This window comes from Lysinibacillus xylanilyticus (genome assembly GCF_001183605.1).
Lineage (GTDB): Bacteria > Bacillota > Bacilli > Bacillales_A > Planococcaceae > Lysinibacillus > Lysinibacillus xylanilyticus.
In genome coordinates this window covers 297,574-322,453 of sequence record NZ_LFXJ01000002.1, presented here as the reverse complement: position 1 = coordinate 322,453, position 24,880 = coordinate 297,574, and the positions used below count along the sequence as shown (strand labels likewise).

Sequence of the window (24,880 nt, the reverse complement as noted above, 5' to 3'; positions counted from 1 at the left end):
GGAGGGTTTCAATTGAAAAAATATGAATCCTTAAACGTTAATTGAAGTTGACGGTGGAGTAAATCGTAATGCAAATGCAAAAGTAAGCTATTTCTTTTCTTTAGATGTAAATAGGATTAAAAAATATAATGATGCAAAAGCTAACGTAACCGGTGACCCTGCGATTGTACCATTTTTTACAATTGTATATAGAATTGAAATTAAACTGTACAATAAAAAGAATAATAATATAATAATACCTTTTCTTTTATTATTTGAAGACTTTAAAGACATGTATTTCACCACTCTCTATAATTCTAATTTTATTTGTTTAAATTCATAAGCTATAAAAATATCTTTTTTTCTTTTAACAGTGTGATTAAATTAGGATTTTCTATTAAATACTGAATTATTTTACGCATATAAAAACCTCATCCCATTATTTTTTAGTATTCATACTTTCGCAAATGTCGTGATCTCAAATTTGTTATAATTTCAATGTGAACTTGTGCAAATTCATGATAATGAAGAATGCAAAGATGCTCAGAATCATAGTTTTCATCAAATGCTAGACCTATGTATTTACTTAATTTTCAGATAAATATCTAATCAGAAAATGAAATAGTATTGTTTTTACCATTAAAACACTAAAATTTTTTTGATATAAATTACATTATTAACTTACAGTTTTAGGTTTAAATGACCCATTAAAGGGGATTATTTACTCCGTTACTAATGTCATATTCCCTAAAACTCTTCCTAATAAACATCCGATTTGAAGGAGAATTATTCGATTTATAAAAGTAGTCTATGATAAGTTAATGAAAAAGAAAATAAGGAGGATTCCTATGCTCGCTACTATTCAAAAACAACAAAATAACTATGTCGTAAAATTCAACCGCCCGCTGTTACATTCAGTTGAGGCTGTTTGGGCAGTATTAACGGAGAATGAAAAGCTTCAAAAGTGGATGAATAATTTAGAAATCATGGATCTTCGAAAAAATGGCATTATCCATTTTAATATGAATGATGGAACAAATGCTTATAAGGAAATAGCAATTACAGACTATGTGAAGAAGGAAGTACTCGAATTTGATTGGGGCAAAGATACGGTAAGATTTGAACTCACTCCTACTAGCAGCGGCTCAATATTAGTATTACTTGAATCGATTGGTGAGTTAACTGATCATACACCTAAAGATTTAGCCGGCTGGCATGTATGCTTAGGCTTGCTTTCAGATTTATTAAATGGAACTATACATGAAGAATTCCCAATAGAAGAATGGCAGAAATGGTTCGCGGAGTATAAGCAACTCGTGGATGATGCTGGAAAAATTTAATGCTATCACGATTCGAGACTTGCACCATTAGTTCATACCCATGCCGGGCGTGCCCCCAAAAATAAGGCACCCGAGATCGGATGCCTTAAATCTTTACTTATTACGTTGGACTCCCCAGGAAGCCTTGCTCTGTAGCGAAAGCGAAGCGACAGCTACAAAGCGCACAGTCGGAACGGAAATCAACCCCTAGTTTTGCTTAATTACCATCTCGAACATTCATACGAGCGAATATTTCTTCTTGCAATAGTTTGGAAGCGCCAACCACTTCTACTACTCCATCGGAATCCTGCAATAAACTCTCTTCCTACAGCAGTTAGAAAGAACCAAAAGCTTGATCCATTAAACATCCATATATACGTATTCCTGAATAAGCATGATTGAATACCACTTGTACCTACCCCAAAAGGTGGAAGTGATGGCGCAAAGCTAGGTGGTGGACCAAGAGGCATTTGACCTGCTGGTGGTGGACCGAAACTAGGTGGTCCATATGATGGTGGCGGGCCGTAACCAGGCGGGCCAAAACCTGGAGGTCCAAACGATGGTGGTGGACCAAAACTAGGTGGTCTAGATGATGGTGGACCAAAACCGGGCAGTCCAAATGATGGTTCGAAACCGGGTTCTGGCAGTGGCATAATTTCTTCATATGGATTGTACATGATAAACCCCTCCCTTTACATAATTCAATATATGTAAAAGGGCTAATGACCGTTGAGCAGTTGCCTATTAGCTTGTGTTCAGCCGTACTAACCGCATTCGTATTTTTCGGTTGGAGTTATATAATAAATGCTACACTTTTCTTAGTAATGTAATTATCTAGGCAAATAAGAGTGCATTACTCGCCAATCCTCAAGCTTTTCTTCAAAAGATTTAATATTTTTACCTGGTATTGGGCTAGTCGAAGGCATTTTTTGATATGCCCGACCATCTAAAACCTCAAGACCAATATGCTTTTTAAAAACCTCGAATGCCTTTGCACCATTAAATAGCACTAACTCAATATTCGGATAGTGTTCAAAAAGCATTTTAAAATCATTCGGTTTTTCATTACGAATGGCCGCATCTAAGCTCCCTTTACGTTCGCACGATTCAATTGTATCCCAGAGGCCGATATGATTGTTCTTTAGCAATTTTAATCTTTGTTCATAATCCTGAGGTACATCCATCTCTAATATTTCCCCAATAATCGGCCAAAAGTGATTGCGTGGGTTACCGTAATATTGCTGCTTCTCTAATGATTGCTTCCCTGGCATTGAGCCGACGATTAACACCTTCGTTGACAAGCCAATAACTGGTGATAATACATTTTTAAGTTCATTCGACATTACAATCACTCCTTCCCTATATTGTAACGGAGAATTTGTATCAATGTCATTGAAGGGCATGTATCCAATTATTAGATTTCCGTTCCGACTGCGCGCTTTATTGTTGCTGTCGCTTCGCTTTCGCACAGATAAAACATTTGTTGCTGTCGCTTCGCTTTCGCACAGATAAAACATTTGTTGCTGTCGCTTCGCTTTCGCACAGATAAAACATTTGTTGCTGTCGCTTCGCTTTCGCACAGATAAAACATTTGTTGCTGTCGCTTCGCTTTCGCACAGATAAAACATTTGTTGCTGTCGCTTCGCTTTCGCACAGATAAAACATTTGTTGCTGTCGCTTCGCTTTCGCACAGATAAAACATTTGTTGCTGTCGCTTCGCTTTCGCACAGATAAAACATTTGTTGCTGTCGCTTCGCTTTCGCACAGATAAAACATTTGTTGCTGTCGCTTCGCTTTCGCACAGATAAAACATTTGTTGCTGTCGCTTCGCTTTCGCACAGATAAAACATTTGTTGCTGTCGCTTCGCTTTCGCACAGATAAAACATTTGTTGCTGTCGCTTCGCTTTCGCACAGATAAAACATTTGTTGCTGACGCTTCGCTTTCGCGCAGAGAAAGCTTCCTGGTAGCGTCCGATTATCCCTCGACCGCCTTGCCTTCCACTCGATCAACTTATATTCAAAGCAGACCTAAAATAGATCAAGCTTGAAGGCCCCTCTCTATTTTTTTGATATTTATGATAGACTAAGCATCAGACAAATGCGTTATTTTCGAGATAGTTATTATTCCGCAAAATTAGCAGTCTGTCACCTTACACAATAGAAAAATTGATTACGAGTATCAAACTACATAGAGGTGAAATATGAAAAGTTGGTTCCAATCTCTTACAGCTAGAATGATTTTTTTAATAAGTATCCTGATCCTTTTAATCTGTGGAATGTTTATGTATCTATTGCAAGAACATATCCGGGATACGACTGAAAAACAGATGGGAGTGGAAGCATTAAATATTGCAAAAACCCTCGCATCTATGGAAGAAATCATTACAGCATTTGATAAAGAAAATCCAAGTGAAATCATCCAACCAATCGTCGAGCCTTTAAGAAAAGAAATTGACGCAGCATATATTGTCGTTGGTAATTCTGAAGGAATTCGATATTCACATCCTTTAAAAGATAAAATTGGAGAAAAAATGGTTGGCGGAGACAATGATGCTGCATTGCTAGATAGACAAGCCTATATTTCTAAAACTATAGGGTCATTAGGCGAATCTATTCGAGGTAAAGCCCCCATCATATTAGACAATAAAATTATTGGTGTTGTATCTGTCGGTTTTTTAACAGAAAATATCGACTCAATCATCGAAAGCTATATCCACAAGTGGATCAAATACACTGTAATTATTCTTTTAATAGGCATATTAGGTGCAATAGCTATTTCCATTTATATCAAAAAGTTATTATTTAATATGGAACCTATTCAAATTGCTAAGTTATATCAACAAAACAAGGTCATTTTAGAAACAACAGCAGAGGGTATACTGGCTGTCGATCACTTTAATCAAATTACGACCATTAATAAAAGTGCTTATGAAATGTTAGATTCAGCTCACAATAAATCTCTATCAGATTGGATGGGTACAAAAATCGAACATATTTTTACGCCTCAAATTGTTGCAGAGAAAAACATTCATAATTTAGAGCTACCACTTGATGAGCATATTATAATTTTAAATAAAACGCCTTTAGTTGAAAAGAAAAGGAAAATTGGTTCATTATACACCTTTAGAAAGAAAGTAGACATTCAAAAAATCATTGATGAATTAAAACAGATGAAGCAGTATGCAAATGTTCAACGGGCATATACTCATGAATTTGCTAATAAGCTTCATATTATTTTAGGTTTACTTGTTCATAAGCATTACAACGAAGCAATTGAATTTATTAAAGAAGAACGAAACATACAACTTAAAAATCAAGCTTTTTTAAATAGCAATGTAACAACCCCTCTTCTACTTGCATTAATCCAGGGGAAAATCGCAGAAGCCGCAGAACTAGGCATCAAACTCGGGCTAAACGAAATTTCTTCATCTATCGAATTATCTAAGCAACAAGAAAATGCTATCCTAACAGCTCTTGGTAATGTACTTCAAAACGCTATTGAAACTTTAAAAAGCTGGGAATCCTCAGATAAAGTGATTCAACTATCAATCAACAATTATAAAAACCATTACTTATTTGAGATTCAAGACAATGGACCAGGTATCGATAACAATATTTACGATAAAATTTTTACAAAAGGGGTATCTACTAAAGAAGGATTAGATCGCGGACATGGACTTGCTATAAGCAAGAAAGCTCTTCAGGAGATAAATGGGGAAATTTTATTGGATTCAGGTGATTTATCGGGAGCATGTTTTTTAATAATAGTTCCTAAAGGAGACATTGAGAATGACAATATCAAAAAATGTATGGATTATTGAAGATGACTTTAGAGTAGCAAAAATTCATGCAGATTATGTTCATAATATAAAAGGATGTATCGTTACTGAAAATTTACGTACTGGAAAAGAAACGATTGAAAAACTAAAGATGACTTCTAGTTTGCCAGAAATTATATTAACAGATTTGTATATTCCCGATGTTGAAGGTAGCTCATTAGTAAGCCATATACGCCACCTCTATCCATCTATAAAAATTATCGTAATCTCAGCAGCAACTGAAATAAGTTTAATAAAGGATATCGTAGACTTAGGAATTTTCGATTATTTAATAAAACCCTTTGAAGAACAAAGACTTCAACGAGCATTCCAGAAATATTTGCAGGAGCTTCGTTTATTTCAAAATAGCAAAAATGTCACTCAAAATGACCTTGATTCATTATTCTATAGTGAATCAAACAATAAAATAGTAGATGAAGAAACGTTTGTAAAAGGTATTGATTTGCATACATTACAAATTGTTAAAAGCATTTTTGAAGATCTCAAAACTCAGGAGCTTACAGCCTCACAATTAAGCGAACTCATTGGTTCTAGTAGGTCAACGGCTCGACGTTATTTAGAATACTTAGTTGGCGAGCAGTTTTTACAGACAAAGTTGATTTACGGCACCGTCGGAAGACCTGAACGGAAATATGTTTATCATGGAACTTATGAACAAAACTAATATTATAGTCTTTATTTAACATATGACTATATTATTTTCCTCTCTTTGGCACTATGGTATTTTTTAAATAATCTGAATGATTGATCGCGAAGGGAGGAAATGTTTTTGAGTCTAAGTATAATCGGATTTTTAACAATTATTATTATTGTTGCTCTACTTATTAGTGGCCGAGTATCACCACTTGTAGCAATGGTTATACCACCTATCGTAGCAGCATTTATTGCCGGCTTTAATTTCGAAGAACTAGGAGAGTTCTTTAGTTCTGGATTAAGCTCTGTGATGAACGTAGCTGTTATGTTTATTTTTGCAATTATTTTCTTTGGTATTATGCAGGATGTAGGATTATTCGAGCCATTGATCAATAAAATGATTGCGCTTTCAAAAGGTAACATTATTGTTGTTGCAATAATAACAGTGATAATTGCTGTAGTAGCGCAACTAGATGGTTCTGGGGCTTCAACATTTTTAATTACAATTCCAGCATTGTTGCCTTTATATTTACGTTTACGCATGAATCCATATCTATTGCTGTTACTAGTTGGGGGTTCTGCAGCAGTTATTAATATGATTCCTTGGGGTGGTCCATTAGGTCGTGTTGCTTCAGTTTTAGAGACAGATGTAACTGAACTTTGGTATCCTTTAATCACTATTCAAATCATTGGTGTCGTTTTAATGTTAGCTTTAGCGGTGTTCCTTGGTTTTAGAGAAAAGCGCCGTATTCTGAAACAATACGGTACCCTTGATTTCACAAACGATGATCATGCTATTACACAAGGTGTTGTTTCATCAGAAGTAGACACTAGCTTACAACGGCCAAAATTATTGTGGATTAATGCAATTGTTACTGTTCTTGTTATTGGTATTTTAGTTGCAGGTATTTTACCAGCGGGATTAGCCTTCTTAATTGGTGTGGCCATCGCCTTGCCAATCAACTATCGTTCTCCTAAAGAACAGATGGCTCGAGTACAAGCACATGCTCCAAATGCCTTAACGATGGCGTCTATCATAATTGCCGCTGGATTATTTTTGGGAATACTTAATGGTACTGGGATGTTAACTGCGATCGCCAACAATGCCGTACACATTCTACCATCAGCCCTATCATCTTATTTACATATTATTATCGGGGTATTGGGGGTACCATTTGACTTATTATTAAGTACGGATGCATATTACTTCGCTTTATTCCCTGTAGTTGAACAGATTGGCTTATCTTTCGATATTGATTCTCTTTCAACTGCCTATGCAATGATTATTGGTAATATTGTAGGTACATTTGTATCGCCACTTGCCCCTGCTGTGTGGTTAGCTTTAGGCTTATCAGGCTTAGAAATGGGGAAACACTTAAAATACTCTTTCTTCTGGATGTGGGGATTGAGCATTACTTTACTATTCATTGCTGTAGCAATAGGAATTATTGCTATCTAAATAAACCAGAGTACCAGTTGTCGTATATTAATCGGCAACTGGTTGTTTTTATATCATCATAACTTAGGGTTGATTTCCGTTCCGGCTGGGTGCTTTCACGGGGGCTTCCTTTGAGCCGCTTCGCTGCAGGGTCTCATGCCAACAGATGTTTTTTTCGCGAGAGCGTAGTGCTATTCAGCGGCACGATGTTGGTCACGAAGATATTAACATAGGACGTGATGGTTTTAGCCTTCGTTCCTCTATTGCTAATCCCCAAGGAGTCACCCAGTCCCCACTACAATCAACCATTCTTCATCACATACATTTCAACAAAATGCCATCCCCAACTTTCGGTGATGAGCCTTTTTGTTTATAATGAAAAATCAGACCCGGCCAGTATTTCCTTTGAGCTTTTTACATGCAGGCTATTGGATGAATGATTTTTTATATATGTCCTTACAATTTCATAACCAATACAATATCCTATCCATTGAGGGAGCTTTCCACCATATAAAAATTCAGCATGATTGTTTAACCCCTGAATATTGAGTTGAGGTAAAAAATACCCCTTCCAAATTTCTAACATTTTATCCACTGAGTAGGACCCCAACCATGGTGCTAACCATTTATCACCGTAAATCTCCTCCACCGCACATTCTGCTAATCCCTCTAAAATTAAAGAATCTAACATTGTCACTTCGTCTAGAGATTTATTTAAATATTGTAGACGACAAACATGATTATATTCATGTGCGAATAACGCTTTAAGCTCCTGTTTTTCAAGCTCTCCAATATATAAAAACATAGCATTTGGATAGGCAACACCGTTTTTATTAGTAATAGTTTGCTCCTGCGTTATCGGAAAGATATAGATTGGTATATTTGGACCGCTCCATCTCTCCTTTAAATATATAAATTCCTTCTGTACTACTTCCCAAACCTTTTGTTTTTTTAATTTGTTAATGTCTATTTTTTCATGTGATTTGAAAAGCCCCTGTTGCTGTAGTTCAAATTGAATTTCATCTGGAGATCCATCAATAAATATCTCTACTAAACAACCGCAAAGAATAGAGCGTTGTAAGTCCTCAGGATTTTTACTGTGATTAAGCCTTTGACTAGCAATTAATTCATTGAGCCACTCATCTGTTGGTATTACCGGCATACATTCCCTCCTTACTATAGCTTATGTTTAAAGTAGACAATCGGCTAGTGATAATGATTGCAACCGCATATATTAGCTTGTAAGGAAGTCGAAAGGAGGGATAGTTTGTGAATCCAGCTAATACTTATAATCTTTGTTGTAGTTATCATGGTAAACGCGTAAGAATTGAAGAAACATGTGGCAGAGTACATTATGGAGAAATAACTAGGGTGGATAGAAGACAGGTATGGATTCAACCTGATAGACGATTTGGCGGTTATGGTTTAGGATATTGGGGTTGGGGAGGACCAGGAGCAGGTTTTGGTGTTGGAATCGCACTTGGAGCGGTTGCCGGAATTGCACTAGCACCACTATTATTCTGGTAATATCGAAATGACTAATTATACTATCCGCTGCGCGATGACAGTTTTACTGTCATTGAAAAAAATAAGCCATTTCATTGCTGAGATGGCCTATTTTTCCTTTATTGTACTTTCTCTTGTTGCTGTTTACTTTTAATCAACTCGGATATTGTGACAAATGTATAACCTTGTTTTTTAAGTTCTGGTAAGATTTCTTCCAGTGCCTTAATAGTCTGCATACGATCGCCGCCTCCATCATGGAACAAAATAACGTCTCCAGGCTTTGACCCCTTCATCACTTTTTGGACAATCTTGTTAACCCCTGGCTGTTTCCAGTCTTGAGTATCCTGATGCCAAGACCACATAACTACTTTGTATCCATCCTTAACAGCAGCATTGATCATTTGATCATTATAGTTACCACCTACAGGACGGAACAAAACTGGCGAAAATCCAGTAATACCATAAATTATTTCCTTTGTCTTACGCAGTTGTGCATGTAATTCTGCTACGGAAGCTTTAAACGGATGTGAATACGTATGATTGGCCAGCTCATGCCCTTCAGAATAAGATCGTAAAACAAGGTCTGGATATTTTTCTGCATTTTTTCCAATAATAAAAAAAGTCGCCTTTGCATCATACTTTGCCAATAAATCTAAAATAGCTGCCGTATATTTAGGATGAGGTCCATCGTCAAAGGTTAGAGCAATTATTTTGTCTTTTGTGTTAATGTCCCACACAACTTCCCCTGTCTCCTCATAATAAGGTCGACCTTTATCCGCATAGGTTATCCGCCCTGTAAAAAATACCGATATGATTAAAAAACAAAGGGATAAGAACAATATATATTTACGTGTCATAAGCATCACCTCCCAAGTTCAAATTCACATATCTCCGTCAACTTACTATTTGCGAATTACAATGAATTATACTTGTATAGGTTTGGCTGTTTTCTCCTCTTAACTATTTCAAAAAATTCCTGTTATATTTTGAACAAAATGTGAAAACAATCACATAGTACTTTATTTTTTCACTGATTGATGTAAAATGAAAGGCACAACTGATATATAACAACTTGATGAAAAGTTAACTATTTTAACAATTGTTATAGTACAAAATACAAAGGAGATGTTCCATTATGTGGATTATTACAGTTTTTGAACAAAATACTTATCGTATGTTCGAGTATAAAACTAAAAACGAGGCAACGGTTGCATTAAAAAATTTCAAGCAAACAGCTATGCTTTCTTATACAAAATAAATCAAAAGAAGAATCAACTCATATGATACGAGTTGATTCTTTTACTTTTTACGTATAATTCAATTTTCAGCAACATATCTTAACTTTTCAGGGTTTACCATATAATAAATTGCTTCTATTTGTCCATGTCCAACTTCGAAGCCAATTACTGCCTGAATTTTATTTTCGAATATTAATGCTAAGCCAGTTGTACCATTAATATTCATCAATTCTAATTTATAATTTTCTTCATTATTTTCAAACTTACGGAAAAGGGCAGATAATAAATGGAAAACTTTTTCACGACCGTAAATAGGATGTAATGCAGCTGTAGCCTTTCCTCCACCATCTGCATAATAAACAACATCTTCTTTTAATATATGAACAAGTTCATTAACCTTTCCTTGTTGAAAAGCAGACATGAAAACAGTCACTATATTTTTTATTTCCAACTTGTCTGTAACTATACCATTTTTTCTAACTAACTCAGGTAATTTCTTTTTTATTCTGCTTAAAATTTTCCTGCAATTTATCTCACTTTTATCAACGATTGCAGCAATTGTTGGATACTCATATTCAAAAACTTCTCTCAGAATAAAAATAGCCCGCTCAATTGGATTTAGTTCCTCAAACAAAATCATAATTGCCAATGAAATACTCGTATCATTTAAAATAGTAAACAAAGGATCATTCTCATGTAATGCTAGAGGTTCAGGTAGCCATGTTCCCGTATATAACTCTCTTTTTTTCCTTGAAGACTTTAACAAATCTAAGCAACGATTCGTCACCATTTTGCATAAAAGAGCTTTTATATTGTCCATATGATTTACTCCGGTTTTCCCTATCTGTGCAAATACATCCTGTACGATATCCTCGGCATCTGATGCACTACCTGTCATGCGATAGGCAATTGAAAAAAGCAGTGATTTATACTCTTTATACAACTGACTTATTAACTCATTATCCATTGCTCACCTCTTAAGCTATTTATTTTTGAAGACTTGCTAATTCCCAAGTGTAGTTTCTTATTCTTGCACCTATTTTTCCAGTTATCGTAAAATCAAGCCCCCATTTTTGTGTCCACATAAACCCGTTATTTGGTCCTAAACTAATACAAAAGAATTTTACGGGATATGATTCGTGTAATATGTTCACTGGTGTTTGGTTTATTGATGCCTTCAATATTTTACTTAGCCTTGTCGCTTGTGGAATAGCTTCCTTACATGTCATACCATCTGGATGATTATTTTTATAATCTACTACTAATGCGCAATCACCAATGGAATAAATATGTTCCTCATCTTTAACCTGATAGGAATGATTAACAATAATTCGATGTTCTTCTGAGATAGGTAAACCTAATCTATAAATGATTGGATTTGCTTCTACCCCAGGATTAAAGATACAAGTTCCTACAGAATATTTTTGACCATCATTAGTAAATATCTGACCTTCTGTACAGTGAGAAACCCTTGTTTTATTTTTGACGACTACACCAATATTTTTAAGATGGCTGACGAGTTTTTCACTTACTTTCACAGGTGCTTCTGGTAAAAGTCGATCCTTTGCATCAAAAAGTAAAACTTCCACTAAACTTGGATTAACACCTGCTTCTGCCAACTTTTCTTTAGACCACACGGCAATTTCAGCAGCTGTTTCAATACCTGCCATTCCTCCACCTATAACAGCTACCTTAAATAAACTTTGGTTTTGTTGTGATTTTTCCAAGGCTTTAAATGATTCCATCAGTGACAATAGTTGTTCTTTTATTTCTATGGCGCTCTGCTTATCTTTTAAAGTGATTCCTCCAAAACCTTTAGATATCTCTCTAATTACACTTCCAAATGCCAGCACCAAGTAATCATAATGTAAATTTATAGTTTTCTCGTTTTCCATCTTAATAGTAATTTGTTGATTTTGCTTCTGAAGAGCTAATGCTTCCCCTTGAATAAATTCGATTCCGTTCTGACAGTATTCGCTAAAAGGTATTTTCAAATTTATATCCCTTATCGTAGCCCGAACAAGTAATACTTTTTTAAAATGATAACTATTTTTATCAATTAAAATAACCCTTACTGATTTCCCAATTTGACCTTGAAATTCCTTTTTTAATCCCTCTAATAAATTTATTCCTGCATAACCTCCGCCTACAATGACAATATTCTTCATCGTAACTCCTCCTTTTTTCCTTATAACGAATTCACTTAATCGGTTGTGACATCATTTATAAGGTTTTTAAAAGTTATGATCGAGGATAATACATTTGCGTCGTTCGTTTTAGATAACAAATAATTTTAGTGAAAATGTCGAACACCTTTTTATCTATCGCCATATGTATATAGAGAAAAGGAGTGATTTCGGATGGTGATAATTGAGCCTATTATGATTAAAGGCCATTTTTTCACTGCAGTAGTTGTTCAATTGCCAAAAACAACACTGCTGACAATTTCAAATGATACGGGCTACATTATGTGTGGTGCTTTAGATGTTGGTCTATTAAATGATCGCCTAGCAGACCGAAAAATTATTGCTGGTCGAGCAGTTGGTGTGAAAACAATTGATGAGCTATTGACGGCTCCATTAGAATCAGTGACATATGAAGCGCATCAACTTGGTATTACTGAGGGAATGTCTGGTGTAGAGGCGTTATTAAAAATGGTATAACAATTTTTCACAAAGCGTCAGTGCAATACGACTAGGCGCTTTTTTTGCTTCTGTCTTATGTAAAGAGCTTTTTAGGTATGCAGGGAGATCGCTGGGATGCACAATGGGACATGTTTTCGGCCTTCCTTGGAACAATTTTAACTTTACTGCTATTTACAAATTTCCATGATAAATTATTGAAAAGACAGGCAAAATAAATGATGATAAACAAATTTTCTCTGTAGCAAGCATAGCATAACTATATGAACCATTCGAAAGGTGGTATTCCATGTACTATGCAAATGTTAGTCAGCAATTGCCCCATGCATCTCGCGTGATTGAGGTCACCGGAAATGGAAAAGTTATGGCTACTCCAAACTATGTTCAAATTCAAATAGAAGTCCAGACAAGAGGGAAAAATGTACAAGAGGCACAGCAAGAAAATGCAATAATTATGAATCGTGTCATCCAATCTCTTTTAGCTCTCCATATCCCGAGAGAAAATATTCAAACAGCTTTTTATACTATTTCACCAGTTTATGATTATGAGGATGGCAAACAGATTTTTAAAGGCTACGAAGTAACAAATGCTATTACCGTTAAAGTAACGGATACGAGCCAGATTGGTGAAATTATCGACACAGCAGTAGAAAATGGAGCAAATCGGATTTCCTCTATCCAATTCAACATCGGCAATGTAGATGCCTATTATCAACAAGCTCTCAGTTTAGCCCTTCAAAATGCTCAAATGAAGGCTAAAACAATCGCAGAGACGATGCATTTGCCTTTACAACCACAACCTATTGAAATTGTTGAGGAACTAGAAAAAGCCCCAGTTCTGTATAGATCAATGGCGATGGTTGATTCCAAAATTTCGACACCTATTGAACAAGGTCAAATAGCCATTAATGCGACTGTTCGAGTGAAATTTCAATATTAAATAAAAAAACAGCAAGATAGGACTGTGCCTAGTTTGCTGTTTTGTTTTCTTCCCATATACGTTCTAGAGTCACTTCATGATCCTCAACACTTAGCCGAAAAACATCTGGGTTTCTTAGTTCAGCCCAAAATTGAAAGTCTACATCACTATTATAATTTTTCAAAAGTAAGGTAATTATATTTCCATGACTAACGATAATTGTATGTTCAGACTCACTATTAAAAGTTTCCTCAACAACGTTAACGATACGTTCCATCGCTTCGTTACTTGACTCTCCACTATCAAATTTCAAATCCATATCAGTAAAAGTCGCTTGAAGCTTTTCATACCAATCTGGTAAATTTCTAGTGCTTAAAATGCGTTCTGAAAGGCGTTCATCAATTTCAATATTTATATTTCCCCTCCTACTTAGCGGTTCTATAGATTGAATTGCTCGTAAAAAGGGACTAGTAATAATTCGATCAATTTTTTTGTCAGCGAAAAACTCAGCTAAAACTTCAGCCTGGTGAAAGCCCTGTTCTGTTAAAGAAGCATCTGACGACTGCCCCATGGCTTCGCAATGCCTTATTACATAGATATGTTTAGCCATTTCTTACCTCCTAGAGAAAATATGGAGAACCGATATCATTGTTATTAACCACAATATCTGCATTTTCTTGAGGATTATGTTCCTTTAAATAAAGGTTCGATGCTGCGTGATACCTGTCCAAAAACATTTCCTCTGCTTTTTCAAAGCTTCCGAATGCAATCGTCTCCCGCTTTGCTCCCCTTTTTCTAGCTAGCTCAAAATCTGTCTGTACAAAAATTTTATAATCAAATAAATGTATTAGTTCTTTTTTCAATAAGAATGTTCCATCAACAATGAAAATGGTATCGTCTTTAGCTACCTGCTTTTCAGCGTATACATATTCATCTTTTTCTAGATCTAATGAAATCGTCTGATACTGGCGATCTCCATTTTCCCCCAAAGGAATTAGCAATTTTTCCATTAGTGCTTGATAATCGTGTGCATCTTCATAATAACCTATTGCTGAATCCTTCCCTTGTCTATAACGAATTGCTCTTGGATTATGAAAATTGTCAATGCTAGTTCGTACTACTTCCTTTTTTCTTCGACGAAGTTCTTCAGCAAGTTCATTGGCAAGAGTTGTTTTCCCTGAAGCTGTTATTCCACTAATCGCTACTTTAATTGGATGGTGAAGTTGTAAATCTAAGATATGATCCGCTACTTTTGAAACAAGTTCTCGTCTTAACATTATTCATTAACCTCACAGATTGTAAGTTTTTATTTTACAGTTATTATACCTTCTTTGCTAATTAGTTCCAATTTGTTTGACGCATCGCCAATATTACCAGTCTTTAATTGATCCGTATGTTCTTTCTTCTGATAACCTTCTAAATTAACGCTTATGTCAGATGATTCACTGTTCGCTATAAGATCTAATGATTTTGGTGCCTCTTTGTATGATATTGTAATATCTCCCGAAGCCGTTTCTACAAATAGTGCTTTTCCTTCGATGATTTCTTTCATTAAGACTTCGCCGCTAGTCGAGGTAATTTTCGCTTTCGGACTATTGACTCTAGTAATATAGCTATCACCGTTTGTAGCGGTTATTGTTAATTCATTTAAAGAACTGTCTACGATACTCAACTCACCATCTTTTGATGTAATAGTACCTTTATCAGCCGATAACCCTTTAATGATTTTAGCGCCAGAATCCGTCGAAATCGAAAGTTCTTCTGTTTCAATGTTGTTAATTTTGATATCACCATAACTATTTTTTAATACAATCTTGCTCACTGCATTTTTAGGGATATAAATGTGAATAGTATCTTTTTTTCCAAAGCTAAAGTTATTCATTACTCCTTCTTCAGTGTCTTGTTGAAGTACCTTTACTTTATTTCCGTCTTTCTTAATTTCAACAGGATTGTCTTGCTGCTTTTGTTGTTGCTTACCTTCAAATTCAATTGTTAATTTTTCAGATTCTGTATTTTCTAATGCTATATTCCAAGACTCAACATTTATTTCTAATTCTTCAATTTGCTTAACATCAAAGGACTGCTCTTCAGTGATGCTCTTTTCTCCTTTGATTTTAAGGGTGAAGAGTATTCCTCCTATTGCAATAACGAATATCAAAGCTATAATTACCTTTTTCACTTTACATCCTCATTTCACATTTTTAAGTTAAATCTACTTTGTCGATTTTATAATAGGACAGATAGCCGATAACGAGCCCTAATAGACACATTATTGTTGGGACAATGATAAATTGAGATAAACTAGTAGATGTATCCCCATTTGAAACCGTTGCATTAATCAAAAATCCAATTAAGACAGCTGACGTTATTGTCGAAGCTGTTGATTTTTTTCGCATACCAAAGTACAAAGGAATTAGGCTTACCCCAGCCATCATAAATGCATTGATAAAAGTAGACGGTATAGTAGCTACCATCTCCAGTATCTCAACAGGAGCTTCAAACAAGTTCATCATTGGATTTAAAAAATATACAGCGATATTCATCATAAAAGTCGCGATAATAATGCTGAAGAAACAAAATCCGAAAACTAACGACAGCTTAGCAAAAATAATTCTTTTCCTTTTTAATGGATACGTAAATAATAATTGAACCGTCTTATTTTTGTATTCTTCAATGACTAATCGAGATAAAATCACACTCGAAAAAATGATAAACACAATGCGAATTAAAATATTTGTTAAAGACATAAAATCTGTATAATCTAGAAACATCTTTTCGTCCCCAGAACCAACAGCCATAAGTGCAACTGCCGCAAAAATCCCAATAATACAAATGATTAAGCCTTTAAAATAGCTAGACATACTATTCTTTTTCCATTCAAGTCTTAATAGTTTAAGCAATTTGATTCCCTCCATTAATAAGGTTTAAGAAATACTCTTCTAAATGCTGTTGCTGTTTTTCAATACCATTAACAGCAATGTTATTTAATATAAGTTCTTTATTAATTTGAGATTGAGAAATATCATGTTCAAAAATTCGAATACAATGCTGATTGACAATCTCATATTTTCGAATTCCTAACTTGTTCTCTAGCACGTGAATCGCCTTTTTTGCATCGTCTATTTTAATCTCCAGATACTCCATGTTCTCTTTTCGAATAACGTCCATCCTTACCTCTTTCAATAATTCCCCATGATGAAGAATGCCAATTGTATCTGCTATTGATTCGATTTCTGACACGATATGACTTGATATTAAAATGGTGATTCCAAGCTTCTCCTTTAGATGTAGCAGGAGCTCTCGAATATCTTTAATTCCGAGTGGATCAAGACCATTAATCGGCTCATCCAAAATAAGAATTTCTGGTTTAGCAACAATGGCACGTGCGATACCTAACCTTTGCTTCATCCCTAGAGAAAATTCATGTATTTTTTTATGTTCAACACCATTAAGACCTACTATCCTTAATGCCTCTTCAGTAGCTACTTTTTCATAAACTCCAATATACTCACAGTGAAGCTCTAAATTCTCCTTTGCCGTTAGTCTGTCGTAAAATTCCGGGTACTCGATAATACTGCCTATTTTGCTCAAGTATTGATAGGAAGTAGTAGAAATGGTTTGATTCAATATTTTAATTTCACCTGAAGTTGGTTTTACTAAGTTTAAAATCATCTTCATAATCGTTGTCTTCCCAGCCCCATTCGAACCCAGAAACCCATAAATCTCCCCCTTCTTAACATTCATATTGACATTCGATACGGTCTCTACTCCTTTAAAGCTCTTAGTTAATTGATGTATTTGAATAACGGTTTCCATGTTTTTGACTCCTTACCATTTTGAATTCGTTACATTAAGCTTAATAAGTGAAAGTAAAATTAAAGTAAATTCAATGGAAAATGACAGTAATTTTTTCAAGAGAGTAAGGATATAAAGATCAGAAGCTGTTATGATGAAATTGAAATGAGGGATAAAAATGGAAACTGCTGAAAAAATCCTAATCGTAGATGATGAAATTGGCATCTTAAAATTATTAGAAATAACGTTACGGAAAGAAAACTTTATAAATATTGATACTGCTTCAACAGGCAAAGGCACACTACAGCTTGTAAAAGACAATCATTACGATATTATTTTGCTCGATATAATGCTACCAGATATAAGTGGCTTTGAACTTTGCACAGAAATTCGCAAACATACAAATACACCCATTATTTTTGTCAGTGCTCGCTCTACTGATTTTGATAAATTAACAGGATTGGGTATTGGCGGAGATGATTATATTACAAAACCTTTTAATCCTTTAGAGGTCGTCGCTCGAATAAAGGTCATTCTTCGACGTCAAAAAATGTATGAGAGTTCTCAGCAACAGCAGAGTACAAAATTTGATTTCGGTTACTTTGCTCTAAACCCTGAATCTGCTACATTAACCGTTCACAATCAGCTCGTCGAATGTACGGCGAAAGAGCTAGAGCTACTGCATTTCTTTTGTAAAAATCCAAATCGCATTTTTACAACTTCACAGCTTTATGAATTCGTGTGGGGAAATGATGTATATGGTGAGGAGAAAACTGTAACAATTCATATTTCAAAGCTAAGGAAAAAGCTCGGGGATGATACACGTAAACCTAGAATAATTGTGAATTTAAGGGGTATTGGCTATAAATTCATTCCACCGAAAGAGGATTCACTATGCGAATAAACACTCGGTTTACGTTACACCTTGCACTGGGGATTATTCTGTGGATGCTATTAAGCGGAATTTGTATTGTTATCGGACTCGAAGGTATTCTTCCACTCTTTAAAAAATCTGTTAGTGAAGCTTATCAGAGTCTACTAGTCGCATGGATATTCGGATTCAGCACTATTGTTTGTATCGCTGTATTTGGTTGGTATTTCGGGGGACCTCTTGGTTTTATAATGTCTTGGATTCATCAGCTATCACAGGAAAACTACAAACAGCCAGTCGGACTACCTAAAATCTATACACGCAAAGGAAAGCTCCGCATGCGTTATATGTTATATCAAGAAGTACTTCAACACCTACAATCCTTATCAGGAAAATTAAAGGCAGCTGAAACCGAACGCGAAAACGTTGAGCAAGCGAAACAAGAATGGATCGCCGGCATATCCCATGATTTAAAAACGCCATTAACGTATATTACAGGCTACTCTACCCTACTATTAAACGATCAATACGATTGGTCCAAAGAGGAAGCTCGTTCCTTTATTCAAGAGATTTCTGATAAAGGCAAGCATATGGAGGAACTTATTCAAGATTTAAGTCTCGTCATACAGTTTAATAATACAGACGGTAAGTTACCCTTACATAAAACCAATCAGGATATTGTGGATTTTACAAAAAGAATTGTTGCCAATATAAGCAACAATCCACAGGCCAATGACTATATATTGCACTTTAAAACTGATACAACTGCTATAAATATTGACTTTGATACGAAATTCATGCAACGCATATTACAAAACATACTTATGAATGCCGTTATCCACAATCCACCTTACACAAATATTTATACACAGATTTTTGATAGGGTAGAGCATGTAGAAATCCACATTGTAGATAACGGCGTAGGGATGTCTCAACACATGATGGAGAATATATTCCAACAATATTATCGTGGAACTACTACAGAATCATCTTCTGAAGGTACTGGACTAGGTATGGCGATCGTTTATAAACTCGTACAAGCTCATAATGGCACTATCTCCGTACAGAGCGAACCTTCTAATGGGACAACGTTTATTATTACTTTACCTAAAAAATAGAAACCCCACCTCTTAGAAGCGAACATCTAAGAGGTAGATTTTTATGGATATTACTAAAAACTCCAAACGGTCAACTTTTCTTCCCCTTTGCCTAGTCACTTTTGAATGCCTGTTTATTTGATAACAAAAGCGCACAAAGAATAATAAATATCCCTATTATATGCTGCAATACTAATGATTCGTTTAAAATAAAATACCCCATTAGTACACCTACTACAGGAACCATGTAATTACTAAAGGAAGCAAATAATGCACCCTCTTTTTTAATTAAAAGATTATATAGCATGTAAACAATGCCTGCGTGAAAAATACCTAAAATAACAATTGAGGCTATTTGCAGCCCATTTATATCCATGTGTAATGGTCGTTCAAAGATAAAGGCTAATGGTAACAATATAATTGAAGCAATCCATAACACATTTCGCATATGAATAACTGGCGAACCACCATCTAATTTTTCCATTAAAATTAATGACATTGCAAAACTAATCGCTGCCAATAAAAGGAGCACATTTCCAAACACTGTCCCTGAGCCGCTCGTTGCTTGTGTCGGCCATGATAGAATAACCATTCCTAAAAAGCCCAAAAAAATACTGAAAAATTGAAACTGACTCACTTTCTTTTTAAAGAAAATAACGAAAAGAATTAAAGTGATGATCGGTACTGTAGCTATAAGCATAGATGCAATACTGCTCGATACATACTTTTGCCCTTGGGCTATAAGGATAAAGGGTACCACTACTTCAAAAAAAGCAATCCCAACATACAATTTGAAATCGGTCGATTTTTTTTCTCTTGTTAAAAATAAGCTAATAAATGATAAACATATAGCACCAATAATAGCTTTTAGCAAAGATAGAGTAACTGCCCCAACATCATGCGTTACTAACGCCACGAAGAAAAATTGAGAACCCCAAATAAAACTTATTAAAAGTAAAAGAATATACTTACTCATTGTGCCACCTCCTATGCCCAAAATAATTGGTTCCTATCACGCCTATAATAATCACTATTCCACCAATCAAATGATAGAAATGAAATGTTTCTTGTAAGAAAATAACGCCCGCCAGTATTGTAATAAGCGTTGCAAAATTACTAAAAACACTCATATTGGAAGCTTCCAATATTGACAAAGTATAATTTGACAAGAAAGAAGTAACGAGAGATGACAGAATGCCTAAATATAAAATGGCTATAACAAAACCGACATGTACAAACGGTCTAAAAAATTGAAGAAGTGTACCATGTATTAAGTGATTTCCAATTGCTACTCCATTAAAAATGACAAACCCACATAACGTCATCACATATGTTAATGTCAGTAATGAATACTGTTTTGTAAGTTTTCTCGCTAAAACGTTATACAACGAAGCTGCACCAGCTGACAGTAATATAAACCCACTACCGATTAAATTTCCTGTGCTAGCACTTCCATTGTTCATAAAAAGCATATAGATAACACCAAATACTGATAAACTAATGAAAATAATTTGTTCACGTGTAGCTTTTTCCCTTAAAAGTACACTTGCAAGCACTAATGTAAAAATAGGAATTGTCGCTTGAATAATTCCAGCCTCTGTGGAGGAAATTCTTGCGAGTCCAAGCACCTGAAAAGTAAAAAATGCTATCGGATATAATAGTGCCAAAGGTAGAATTTTGGCTACATCTTGTTTATTAATTTTTAACTTATTCTGTGTAATAACTATCCAAAAGACAATACCAATAAGTGCGATAGTAAATCGATGTGCAAGTGTATCAATAGGGCTTGCCACTGTCAATGTTACTTTAACAAACATAAAGGATAGCCCAATGACAAAAGCATAAATAATTGCTGCCAAATACGCCTTTCTTTTTACTGTCATATAATGTACTCCTTCGCTTCATTCCGGCCGGTAAATCTATAGTAATAAAAAGTAAAGGCTCACACGATATAAAAAATACACATCTGTACCGATACAGATGCGTAGGAGGATGTATATGCTTAAATATGAATTAATCTATTCCAAGCTATTGAACCAAATACAAACAGGTGCCCTACATTCTGGTGCAAAGCTTCCCTCTATTCGTAATTTATCACAAGAATTTTCTTGTAGTAAAAGCACCATTTTGACCGCCTTAAGGAAACTGGAAGATCAGCACCTTATATATGCCCTATCCAAAAGTGGTTACTATGTTGTTGACAATCAACTCCCAGATAAGCCACAAGAGTACAATTGTATAGATTTTGCGACATCATCACCTAGTTGGTATGCATTCCCCTACAAGGATTTTCAGCATTGTATTAATAAAGCTATTGAAACATACCAAGCAGACTTATTTCGATACGGCACAGCTAAAGGATTGCCTTCGCTAATTATAGAAGCAAAAAAATTGTTAGAATCATATCAAATATTCACAAAGGAAGACAATATCTTTATTACTTCTGGTGTACAACAGTCTCTCTTCTTGTTAAGTGTAATGCCATTTCCTAATAATCGAACAACAATTTTAGTAGAACAGCCTAGCTATCATCTATACATGGATTATTTAAAAACATATCAAATACCAGTAATGGGCATTAAAAGAACATCAAAAGGCATAGATTTAGAAGATTTAGAAATTATCTTTAAGAAGCATGATATTAAATTTTTTTATACAATGCCACGCCTGCATAATCCTCTAGGTACTTCCTTTAGTAAAAAAGAGACGGATGATATTCGTAAGCTTGCCTATAAATATAATGTTTATATCGTTGAAGATGATTATTTAGCGGATTTCGATCAAAACAAAAAAAATGATCCATTATTTACAGATGATACTGCGGAGCATGTTATATATTTAAAAAGTTTCTCTAAAATTATGTTCCCTGGCCTACGTATTGGGCTTGCTATATTACCAAATGCATTCATTGATAGTTTTCAGAAACATAAAAATACAACAGATATTGATAGTTCCATGATTTCACAAGCTGCGCTAGAGCTATATTTAAAAAGTGGTATGTTTGAACGCTACCAAAAGAAAGTGAGCGAAGCCTATACAGTACGTGCCAATATACTTCAACAATCCATAAAAACCTATTTATCAAAATATCAAGCGTCTACAGAAATTTGCATGCATAGTCATATCGTATTGCCGAGGGAGGTCAATACAAATATGCTTATACAGCATTTAGCACAGCAGGACATTTATTTAGATACAATTGATCGTAATTATTTAGATGGATTTTACCGAGAACGAATTTTAAAATTAAATGTTTCGAATGTTGCTGACCAAAAAATTGAAGTCGGTATAAAGGGAATTGCTCACGCCCTTAGCAGTCCTAATAACTACTTTTAAATCTTATTCATGAAAATTAGGTGCTAGGCATATAGTTAGACATCATTATTTGTTCAATAAGGAGGATTCCATGCAATCTGAAAAATTGCGACTAAGAAAGATTCAACATCTTGCTCATGAAATTACTGATAAAATGAATAAAGGTGAAGAACTTACTCACTCAGAAACGTTGATTCCTATTATTGATAATTTATCTCGCGCAATTGGCGATTTAACCGATTCCTATGGAAAGTATTCATTAGATTATGTAGAGGAAAAAGTAAAAAATGCTCATACGCTTTTATTTAACAAGGAAAAAATTGATGTCTATTTATAAAGCTATGGGAAAAGGGTAACCATATTAATATGGTTACCCTTAAAAAATTTAATGTGTTTCAGGATTAAATGTTTTGCAATCTGTTTCTTCACTATTAGATGCCTGTTGTCCCTTTTGACTTACAACATAGATTTTTTCTGCACCACATCTGTTTCCGGAGTTCCAAAATGTACAGTTATTGACTTCACAAAGAATTTCTTGAGCCATCGTTTCCACACCTCCTCTTTTTTTATCATTAACAAAATTAAGGTATTCAATACTTAGTTTAGAGGTGTAATGAAACGGAAATATACATCATCTAAACTTCGATTTCATAGTGTTGAAAAACAAAATGGTCAAAGAAAAATTTTGTGAATGTTGCTGCCGCTTCGCTTTCGCACAGACAATCCATTGTTGCTGACTTATTTTATTATTACTATAAACTAGAGTGACATCTAAAAAAAACACATGCAAAGTAGTGGTTGATTGGAGTGGAGACTGGGCGACTCCTTGGGGATTAGTGTCACAGATGAGACCCTGGAGCGAGCACCGCGAGTGAAGCGGCTCATTGGACGCCCCCAGGAAAGCGCCCAGTCGGAACGGAAATCAACCCCTCATTTTGCCATAAGAGTCATAGTTTAATTTCATTGTCACAATAGTTTTTCTCCACGTTATTCAATAACTCTTGTTGGTGTTGCCTCTTGAACAATTATAACGCCATCAAATGCCTCGGCAGGTGTCATTTTAATCGTATAAAGCATTTGTGTGAACTTGTACCAAAAGCTAAAATCATCTCCGATATTACCCATTCTTTGTTTTTTTGCTACAATGTCAGCTAACTCCTGAGATTCTTTAGCCTTTTTAAAATCAACATAGAAAATATTGTCCTTGATCTCACTAAAGGCGTCTACTAAAGCATTATGATGTTCAATCGTATATTCTTTTCTTTCGCCAGATCCATTTTGTGCCTGGAACGTATTGTTAACAAAGTCAGTCCCAATAGCAAAGTACGCATCTTTATACACTTCATCTAAGTATTGGCCCATAGATTTGTATCCTGCCACATTTGCAGAAGTTTTCTCTATATGCCCATTATGAGCAGACATCAGCACTTTATCATGACCTTGAGCAGCTTCAAAATCAACAATCCATTGTAAGTTGTTCGCTAAATATTCATCACGAAGATTCATGTAATTACTATCATTTAAAAATAATTGCGTTCGCTGCTTCATAATTTGTGCATATTGAGTAGCAAATAAATAAGCTTCTTTCGACGATTGCTTTTCATAAGAGTCTTTATTTGTTTGTAAATCCTTTATGATTGCATCAATATTTTTATCAAGTTCCTCTAGCTGACTAGTTGATAAATCTCTCATTGTTTTATTCGATACATCTTTTAGCTGGGCATTATATTTCTTAGCACCTTCACTATTAACTACTTCGTAATAGTCCAGCAACCCTTTTTTACTAAAATCATAGCGTTGCATATCGTTACCGTAAAAATAAATTTTATCTTTCTCATCAGCAGTCATGTTATAATCATGCATCCACTGAACAATCTCAATCATTTGCTCCGTTTTATAGATACCATAATCCAAAGCTTTTACCGCTTCCTCAGCTGTGCCAGTACCATTTAAAATAAACTGATTAATTTGCTGAGCACCACCAAAATCACCTTCTAATACAAAAACACGAACATTTTCATTTTTAATTAGAGCCTGAAATACATCCTTCTTTAATGTTTGAAATTCAACGTTTCCATGTGTCGCTTCTCCAAAACCTATTACTTTCACATCATTCGGAATATCGATATCCTCAACCGCAGATGTATATTTTGCAACGTCCTTAACGGCTTCTCCCTTCCCGCAGCCCGCTAGAGCAAATAAAAGAAATAATGCTGAAATTAATAAAAAGCTCCTTTTAACAAATACCATTTTAAAAAATCTCCCTTAATCTATTAAATGCCTGTAAT

General features: G+C 34.9%; 29 protein-coding genes. 13 read left to right on the top strand and 16 right to left on the bottom strand.

Annotation, left to right across the window (positions count from 1 at the left end; translation table 11 throughout):
* Positions 1–827: 827 nt before the first annotated feature.
* Entirely contained in the window at positions 828–1,319 is a 492-nt protein-coding gene (locus tag ACZ11_RS01830; protein ID WP_049663132.1) for an SRPBCC family protein, read from the top strand.
* Positions 1,320–1,519: 200 nt separating this feature from the next.
* Here the strand turns inward: ACZ11_RS01830 and ACZ11_RS01825 are convergent, their stop codons facing one another.
* From ACZ11_RS01825 to ACZ11_RS01815, 3 genes are all read right to left on the bottom strand, one after another.
* The gene (locus tag ACZ11_RS01825) at positions 1,520–1,975 is read right to left on the bottom strand and encodes a hypothetical protein (RefSeq protein WP_134008302.1); all 456 of its coding nucleotides are present in this window, start codon (positions 1,973–1,975) and stop codon (positions 1,520–1,522) included.
* Positions 1,976–2,128: 153 nt separating this feature from the next.
* The gene (locus ACZ11_RS01820) at positions 2,129–2,641 is read right to left on the bottom strand and encodes a DNA-deoxyinosine glycosylase (RefSeq protein WP_049663131.1); all 513 of its coding nucleotides are present in this window, start codon (positions 2,639–2,641) and stop codon (positions 2,129–2,131) included.
* A 71-nt stretch (positions 2,642–2,712) separates the two neighbouring features.
* The gene (locus ACZ11_RS01815) at positions 2,713–3,309 is read right to left on the bottom strand and encodes a hypothetical protein (protein WP_152911451.1); all 597 of its coding nucleotides are present in this window, start codon (positions 3,307–3,309) and stop codon (positions 2,713–2,715) included.
* 191 nt (positions 3,310–3,500) lie between these two features.
* Between ACZ11_RS01815 and ACZ11_RS01810 the strand changes: the two genes are divergently transcribed.
* The 3 genes from ACZ11_RS01810 (at position 3,501) to ACZ11_RS01800 (ending at position 7,230) form a co-directional block, all read left to right on the top strand.
* Positions 3,501–5,120 (top strand): ATP-binding protein, encoded by a 1,620-nt coding sequence (locus tag ACZ11_RS01810; protein WP_049663126.1) that lies wholly within the window; start codon positions 3,501–3,503, stop codon positions 5,118–5,120.
* Complete coding sequence (locus tag ACZ11_RS01805; protein ID WP_049663123.1) at positions 5,089–5,802, top strand: response regulator; 714 nt, start codon at positions 5,089–5,091, stop codon at positions 5,800–5,802. The genes ACZ11_RS01810 and ACZ11_RS01805 overlap by 32 nt, the downstream gene beginning before the upstream one ends.
* Positions 5,803–5,907: 105 nt before the next feature.
* Complete coding sequence (locus ACZ11_RS01800) at positions 5,908–7,230, top strand: CitMHS family transporter (protein ID WP_236690758.1); 1,323 nt, start codon at positions 5,908–5,910, stop codon at positions 7,228–7,230.
* Positions 7,231–7,579: 349 nt separating this feature from the next.
* Here ACZ11_RS01800 and ACZ11_RS01795 read toward each other — a convergent pair whose 3' ends face one another.
* Positions 7,580–8,371, bottom strand: coding sequence for a DUF2268 domain-containing protein (locus ACZ11_RS01795; protein ID WP_049663120.1), 792 nt, complete (start codon positions 8,369–8,371; stop codon positions 7,580–7,582).
* A 107-nt stretch (positions 8,372–8,478) separates the two neighbouring features.
* On the opposite strand from ACZ11_RS01795, the gene ACZ11_RS01790 reads away from it, so the two are divergent.
* Entirely contained in the window at positions 8,479–8,736 is a 258-nt protein-coding gene (locus tag ACZ11_RS01790; RefSeq protein ID WP_049663118.1) for a hypothetical protein, read from the top strand.
* A gap of 98 nt (positions 8,737–8,834) precedes the next feature.
* Here the strand turns inward: ACZ11_RS01790 and ACZ11_RS01785 are convergent, their stop codons facing one another.
* Entirely contained in the window at positions 8,835–9,572 is a 738-nt protein-coding gene (locus tag ACZ11_RS01785) for a polysaccharide deacetylase family protein (protein WP_049663116.1), read from the bottom strand.
* 278 nt (positions 9,573–9,850) lie between these two features.
* On the opposite strand from ACZ11_RS01785, the gene ACZ11_RS27165 reads away from it, so the two are divergent.
* Positions 9,851–9,973 carry a hypothetical protein gene (locus ACZ11_RS27165; RefSeq protein WP_256469487.1) on the top strand — a complete coding sequence of 41 codons (123 nt, stop codon included), beginning with the start codon at positions 9,851–9,853 and terminating at the stop codon, positions 9,971–9,973.
* A gap of 59 nt (positions 9,974–10,032) precedes the next feature.
* Here ACZ11_RS27165 and ACZ11_RS01780 read toward each other — a convergent pair whose 3' ends face one another.
* Together ACZ11_RS01780 and ACZ11_RS01775 are read right to left on the bottom strand one after the other, a co-directional pair.
* Complete coding sequence (locus tag ACZ11_RS01780) at positions 10,033–10,920, bottom strand: RNA polymerase sigma-70 factor (RefSeq protein WP_049663115.1); 888 nt, start codon at positions 10,918–10,920, stop codon at positions 10,033–10,035.
* Positions 10,921–10,939: 19 nt separating this feature from the next.
* Positions 10,940–12,121, bottom strand: coding sequence for an NAD(P)/FAD-dependent oxidoreductase (locus ACZ11_RS01775; RefSeq protein ID WP_049663113.1), 1,182 nt, complete (start codon positions 12,119–12,121; stop codon positions 10,940–10,942).
* Positions 12,122–12,313: 192 nt separating this feature from the next.
* Here ACZ11_RS01775 and ACZ11_RS01770 point away from each other — a divergent pair, with 192 nt between their 5' ends.
* From ACZ11_RS01770 to ACZ11_RS01765, 3 genes are all read left to right on the top strand, one after another.
* Positions 12,314–12,616, top strand: coding sequence for a YunC family protein (locus tag ACZ11_RS01770; protein ID WP_049663111.1), 303 nt, complete (start codon positions 12,314–12,316; stop codon positions 12,614–12,616).
* A 44-nt stretch (positions 12,617–12,660) separates the two neighbouring features.
* Entirely contained in the window at positions 12,661–12,813 is a 153-nt protein-coding gene (locus ACZ11_RS27385; protein WP_276525226.1) for a DUF2238 domain-containing protein, read from the top strand.
* Positions 12,814–12,884: 71 nt separating this feature from the next.
* The gene (locus tag ACZ11_RS01765) at positions 12,885–13,535 is read left to right on the top strand and encodes an SIMPL domain-containing protein (RefSeq protein WP_049663110.1); all 651 of its coding nucleotides are present in this window, start codon (positions 12,885–12,887) and stop codon (positions 13,533–13,535) included.
* A 28-nt stretch (positions 13,536–13,563) separates the two neighbouring features.
* Here the strand turns inward: ACZ11_RS01765 and ACZ11_RS01760 are convergent, their stop codons facing one another.
* Genes ACZ11_RS01760 through ACZ11_RS01740 form a run of 5 tightly spaced genes read right to left on the bottom strand, consistent with a single transcriptional unit; the run spans position 13,564 to position 17,330 of the window.
* Positions 13,564–14,124 (bottom strand): histidine phosphatase family protein, encoded by a 561-nt coding sequence (locus tag ACZ11_RS01760; protein WP_049663108.1) that lies wholly within the window; start codon positions 14,122–14,124, stop codon positions 13,564–13,566.
* A 10-nt stretch (positions 14,125–14,134) separates the two neighbouring features.
* Positions 14,135–14,791 carry a nucleoside/nucleotide kinase family protein gene (locus tag ACZ11_RS01755; RefSeq protein WP_049663107.1) on the bottom strand — a complete coding sequence of 219 codons (657 nt, stop codon included), beginning with the start codon at positions 14,789–14,791 and terminating at the stop codon, positions 14,135–14,137.
* Between the two features lie 29 nt (positions 14,792–14,820).
* Positions 14,821–15,693 carry a DUF4097 family beta strand repeat-containing protein gene (locus ACZ11_RS01750; protein ID WP_049663105.1) on the bottom strand — a complete coding sequence of 291 codons (873 nt, stop codon included), beginning with the start codon at positions 15,691–15,693 and terminating at the stop codon, positions 14,821–14,823.
* A 22-nt stretch (positions 15,694–15,715) separates the two neighbouring features.
* Positions 15,716–16,414, bottom strand: coding sequence for an ABC transporter permease (locus tag ACZ11_RS01745; RefSeq protein WP_049663103.1), 699 nt, complete (start codon positions 16,412–16,414; stop codon positions 15,716–15,718).
* Positions 16,407–17,330: an ABC transporter ATP-binding protein gene (locus tag ACZ11_RS01740; protein ID WP_049663101.1), complete on the bottom strand. Its 924-nt coding sequence runs from the start codon at positions 17,328–17,330 to the stop codon at positions 16,407–16,409. The genes ACZ11_RS01745 and ACZ11_RS01740 overlap by 8 nt, the downstream gene beginning before the upstream one ends.
* 157 nt (positions 17,331–17,487) lie before the next feature.
* Here ACZ11_RS01740 and ACZ11_RS01735 point away from each other — a divergent pair, with 157 nt between their 5' ends.
* Complete coding sequence (locus tag ACZ11_RS01735; RefSeq protein ID WP_049663099.1) at positions 17,488–18,213, top strand: response regulator transcription factor; 726 nt, start codon at positions 17,488–17,490, stop codon at positions 18,211–18,213.
* The gene (locus ACZ11_RS01730) at positions 18,204–19,298 is read left to right on the top strand and encodes a sensor histidine kinase (protein ID WP_049663096.1); all 1,095 of its coding nucleotides are present in this window, start codon (positions 18,204–18,206) and stop codon (positions 19,296–19,298) included. The genes ACZ11_RS01735 and ACZ11_RS01730 overlap by 10 nt, the downstream gene beginning before the upstream one ends.
* Positions 19,299–19,389: 91 nt before the next feature.
* On the opposite strand, the gene ACZ11_RS01725 is transcribed toward ACZ11_RS01730, so the two are convergent.
* Positions 19,390–20,253: a DMT family transporter gene (locus tag ACZ11_RS01725; protein WP_049663094.1), complete on the bottom strand. Its 864-nt coding sequence runs from the start codon at positions 20,251–20,253 to the stop codon at positions 19,390–19,392.
* A complete protein-coding gene (locus tag ACZ11_RS01720; protein ID WP_049663092.1) occupies positions 20,246–21,160 on the bottom strand; it encodes a DMT family transporter in 915 nt (304 codons plus the stop codon). The genes ACZ11_RS01725 and ACZ11_RS01720 overlap by 8 nt, the downstream gene beginning before the upstream one ends.
* A 115-nt stretch (positions 21,161–21,275) precedes the next feature.
* On the opposite strand from ACZ11_RS01720, the gene ACZ11_RS01715 reads away from it, so the two are divergent.
* Both ACZ11_RS01715 and ACZ11_RS01710 read left to right on the top strand, forming a co-directional pair.
* Positions 21,276–22,613 carry an aminotransferase-like domain-containing protein gene (locus ACZ11_RS01715; RefSeq protein WP_049663090.1) on the top strand — a complete coding sequence of 446 codons (1,338 nt, stop codon included), beginning with the start codon at positions 21,276–21,278 and terminating at the stop codon, positions 22,611–22,613.
* A 70-nt stretch (positions 22,614–22,683) separates the two neighbouring features.
* A complete protein-coding gene (locus tag ACZ11_RS01710; protein ID WP_049663088.1) occupies positions 22,684–22,929 on the top strand; it encodes a hypothetical protein in 246 nt (81 codons plus the stop codon).
* Between the two features lie 48 nt (positions 22,930–22,977).
* Here the strand turns inward: ACZ11_RS01710 and ACZ11_RS24820 are convergent, their stop codons facing one another.
* Together ACZ11_RS24820 and ACZ11_RS01705 are read right to left on the bottom strand one after the other, a co-directional pair.
* Positions 22,978–23,136 carry a DUF1540 domain-containing protein gene (locus ACZ11_RS24820; RefSeq protein WP_082172635.1) on the bottom strand — a complete coding sequence of 53 codons (159 nt, stop codon included), beginning with the start codon at positions 23,134–23,136 and terminating at the stop codon, positions 22,978–22,980.
* Between the two features lie 443 nt (positions 23,137–23,579).
* Positions 23,580–24,842: an erythromycin esterase family protein gene (locus ACZ11_RS01705; RefSeq protein WP_049663086.1), complete on the bottom strand. Its 1,263-nt coding sequence runs from the start codon at positions 24,840–24,842 to the stop codon at positions 23,580–23,582.
* Between the last annotated feature and the right edge of the window lie 38 nt (positions 24,843–24,880).

Excerpts from the sequence above, each read along its gene's own strand:
- ACZ11_RS01795 (WP_049663120.1), bottom strand. The coding sequence starts at position 8,371 with ATGCCGGTAATACCAACAGATGAGTGGCTCAATGAATTAATTGCTAGT.
- ACZ11_RS01830 (WP_049663132.1), top strand. The coding sequence starts at position 828 with ATGCTCGCTACTATTCAAAAACAACAAAATAACTATGTCGTAAAATTC.
- ACZ11_RS27165 (WP_256469487.1), top strand. The coding sequence starts at position 9,851 with ATGTGGATTATTACAGTTTTTGAACAAAATACTTATCGTATGTTCGAG.
- ACZ11_RS01785 (WP_049663116.1), bottom strand. The coding sequence starts at position 9,572 with ATGACACGTAAATATATATTGTTCTTATCCCTTTGTTTTTTAATCATA.
- ACZ11_RS01820 (WP_049663131.1), bottom strand. The coding sequence starts at position 2,641 with ATGTCGAATGAACTTAAAAATGTATTATCACCAGTTATTGGCTTGTCA.
- ACZ11_RS01780 (WP_049663115.1), bottom strand. The coding sequence starts at position 10,920 with ATGGATAATGAGTTAATAAGTCAGTTGTATAAAGAGTATAAATCACTG.
- ACZ11_RS01710 (WP_049663088.1), top strand. The coding sequence starts at position 22,684 with ATGCAATCTGAAAAATTGCGACTAAGAAAGATTCAACATCTTGCTCAT.
- ACZ11_RS01755 (WP_049663107.1), bottom strand. The coding sequence starts at position 14,791 with ATGTTAAGACGAGAACTTGTTTCAAAAGTAGCGGATCATATCTTAGAT.
- ACZ11_RS01805 (WP_049663123.1), top strand. The coding sequence starts at position 5,089 with ATGACAATATCAAAAAATGTATGGATTATTGAAGATGACTTTAGAGTA.
- ACZ11_RS01760 (WP_049663108.1), bottom strand. The coding sequence starts at position 14,124 with ATGGCTAAACATATCTATGTAATAAGGCATTGCGAAGCCATGGGGCAG.
- ACZ11_RS01720 (WP_049663092.1), bottom strand. The coding sequence starts at position 21,160 with ATGACAGTAAAAAGAAAGGCGTATTTGGCAGCAATTATTTATGCTTTT.
- ACZ11_RS01770 (WP_049663111.1), top strand. The coding sequence starts at position 12,314 with ATGGTGATAATTGAGCCTATTATGATTAAAGGCCATTTTTTCACTGCA.
- ACZ11_RS01705 (WP_049663086.1), bottom strand. The coding sequence starts at position 24,842 with ATGGTATTTGTTAAAAGGAGCTTTTTATTAATTTCAGCATTATTTCTT.
- ACZ11_RS01740 (WP_049663101.1), bottom strand. The coding sequence starts at position 17,330 with ATGGAAACCGTTATTCAAATACATCAATTAACTAAGAGCTTTAAAGGA.
- ACZ11_RS01775 (WP_049663113.1), bottom strand. The coding sequence starts at position 12,121 with ATGAAGAATATTGTCATTGTAGGCGGAGGTTATGCAGGAATAAATTTA.
- ACZ11_RS24820 (WP_082172635.1), bottom strand. The coding sequence starts at position 23,136 with ATGGCTCAAGAAATTCTTTGTGAAGTCAATAACTGTACATTTTGGAAC.
- ACZ11_RS01765 (WP_049663110.1), top strand. The coding sequence starts at position 12,885 with ATGTACTATGCAAATGTTAGTCAGCAATTGCCCCATGCATCTCGCGTG.
- ACZ11_RS01725 (WP_049663094.1), bottom strand. The coding sequence starts at position 20,253 with ATGAGTAAGTATATTCTTTTACTTTTAATAAGTTTTATTTGGGGTTCT.
- ACZ11_RS01730 (WP_049663096.1), top strand. The coding sequence starts at position 18,204 with ATGCGAATAAACACTCGGTTTACGTTACACCTTGCACTGGGGATTATT.
- ACZ11_RS01810 (WP_049663126.1), top strand. The coding sequence starts at position 3,501 with ATGAAAAGTTGGTTCCAATCTCTTACAGCTAGAATGATTTTTTTAATA.
- ACZ11_RS01715 (WP_049663090.1), top strand. The coding sequence starts at position 21,276 with ATGCTTAAATATGAATTAATCTATTCCAAGCTATTGAACCAAATACAA.
- ACZ11_RS01825 (WP_134008302.1), bottom strand. The coding sequence starts at position 1,975 with ATGTACAATCCATATGAAGAAATTATGCCACTGCCAGAACCCGGTTTC.
- ACZ11_RS01735 (WP_049663099.1), top strand. The coding sequence starts at position 17,488 with ATGGAAACTGCTGAAAAAATCCTAATCGTAGATGATGAAATTGGCATC.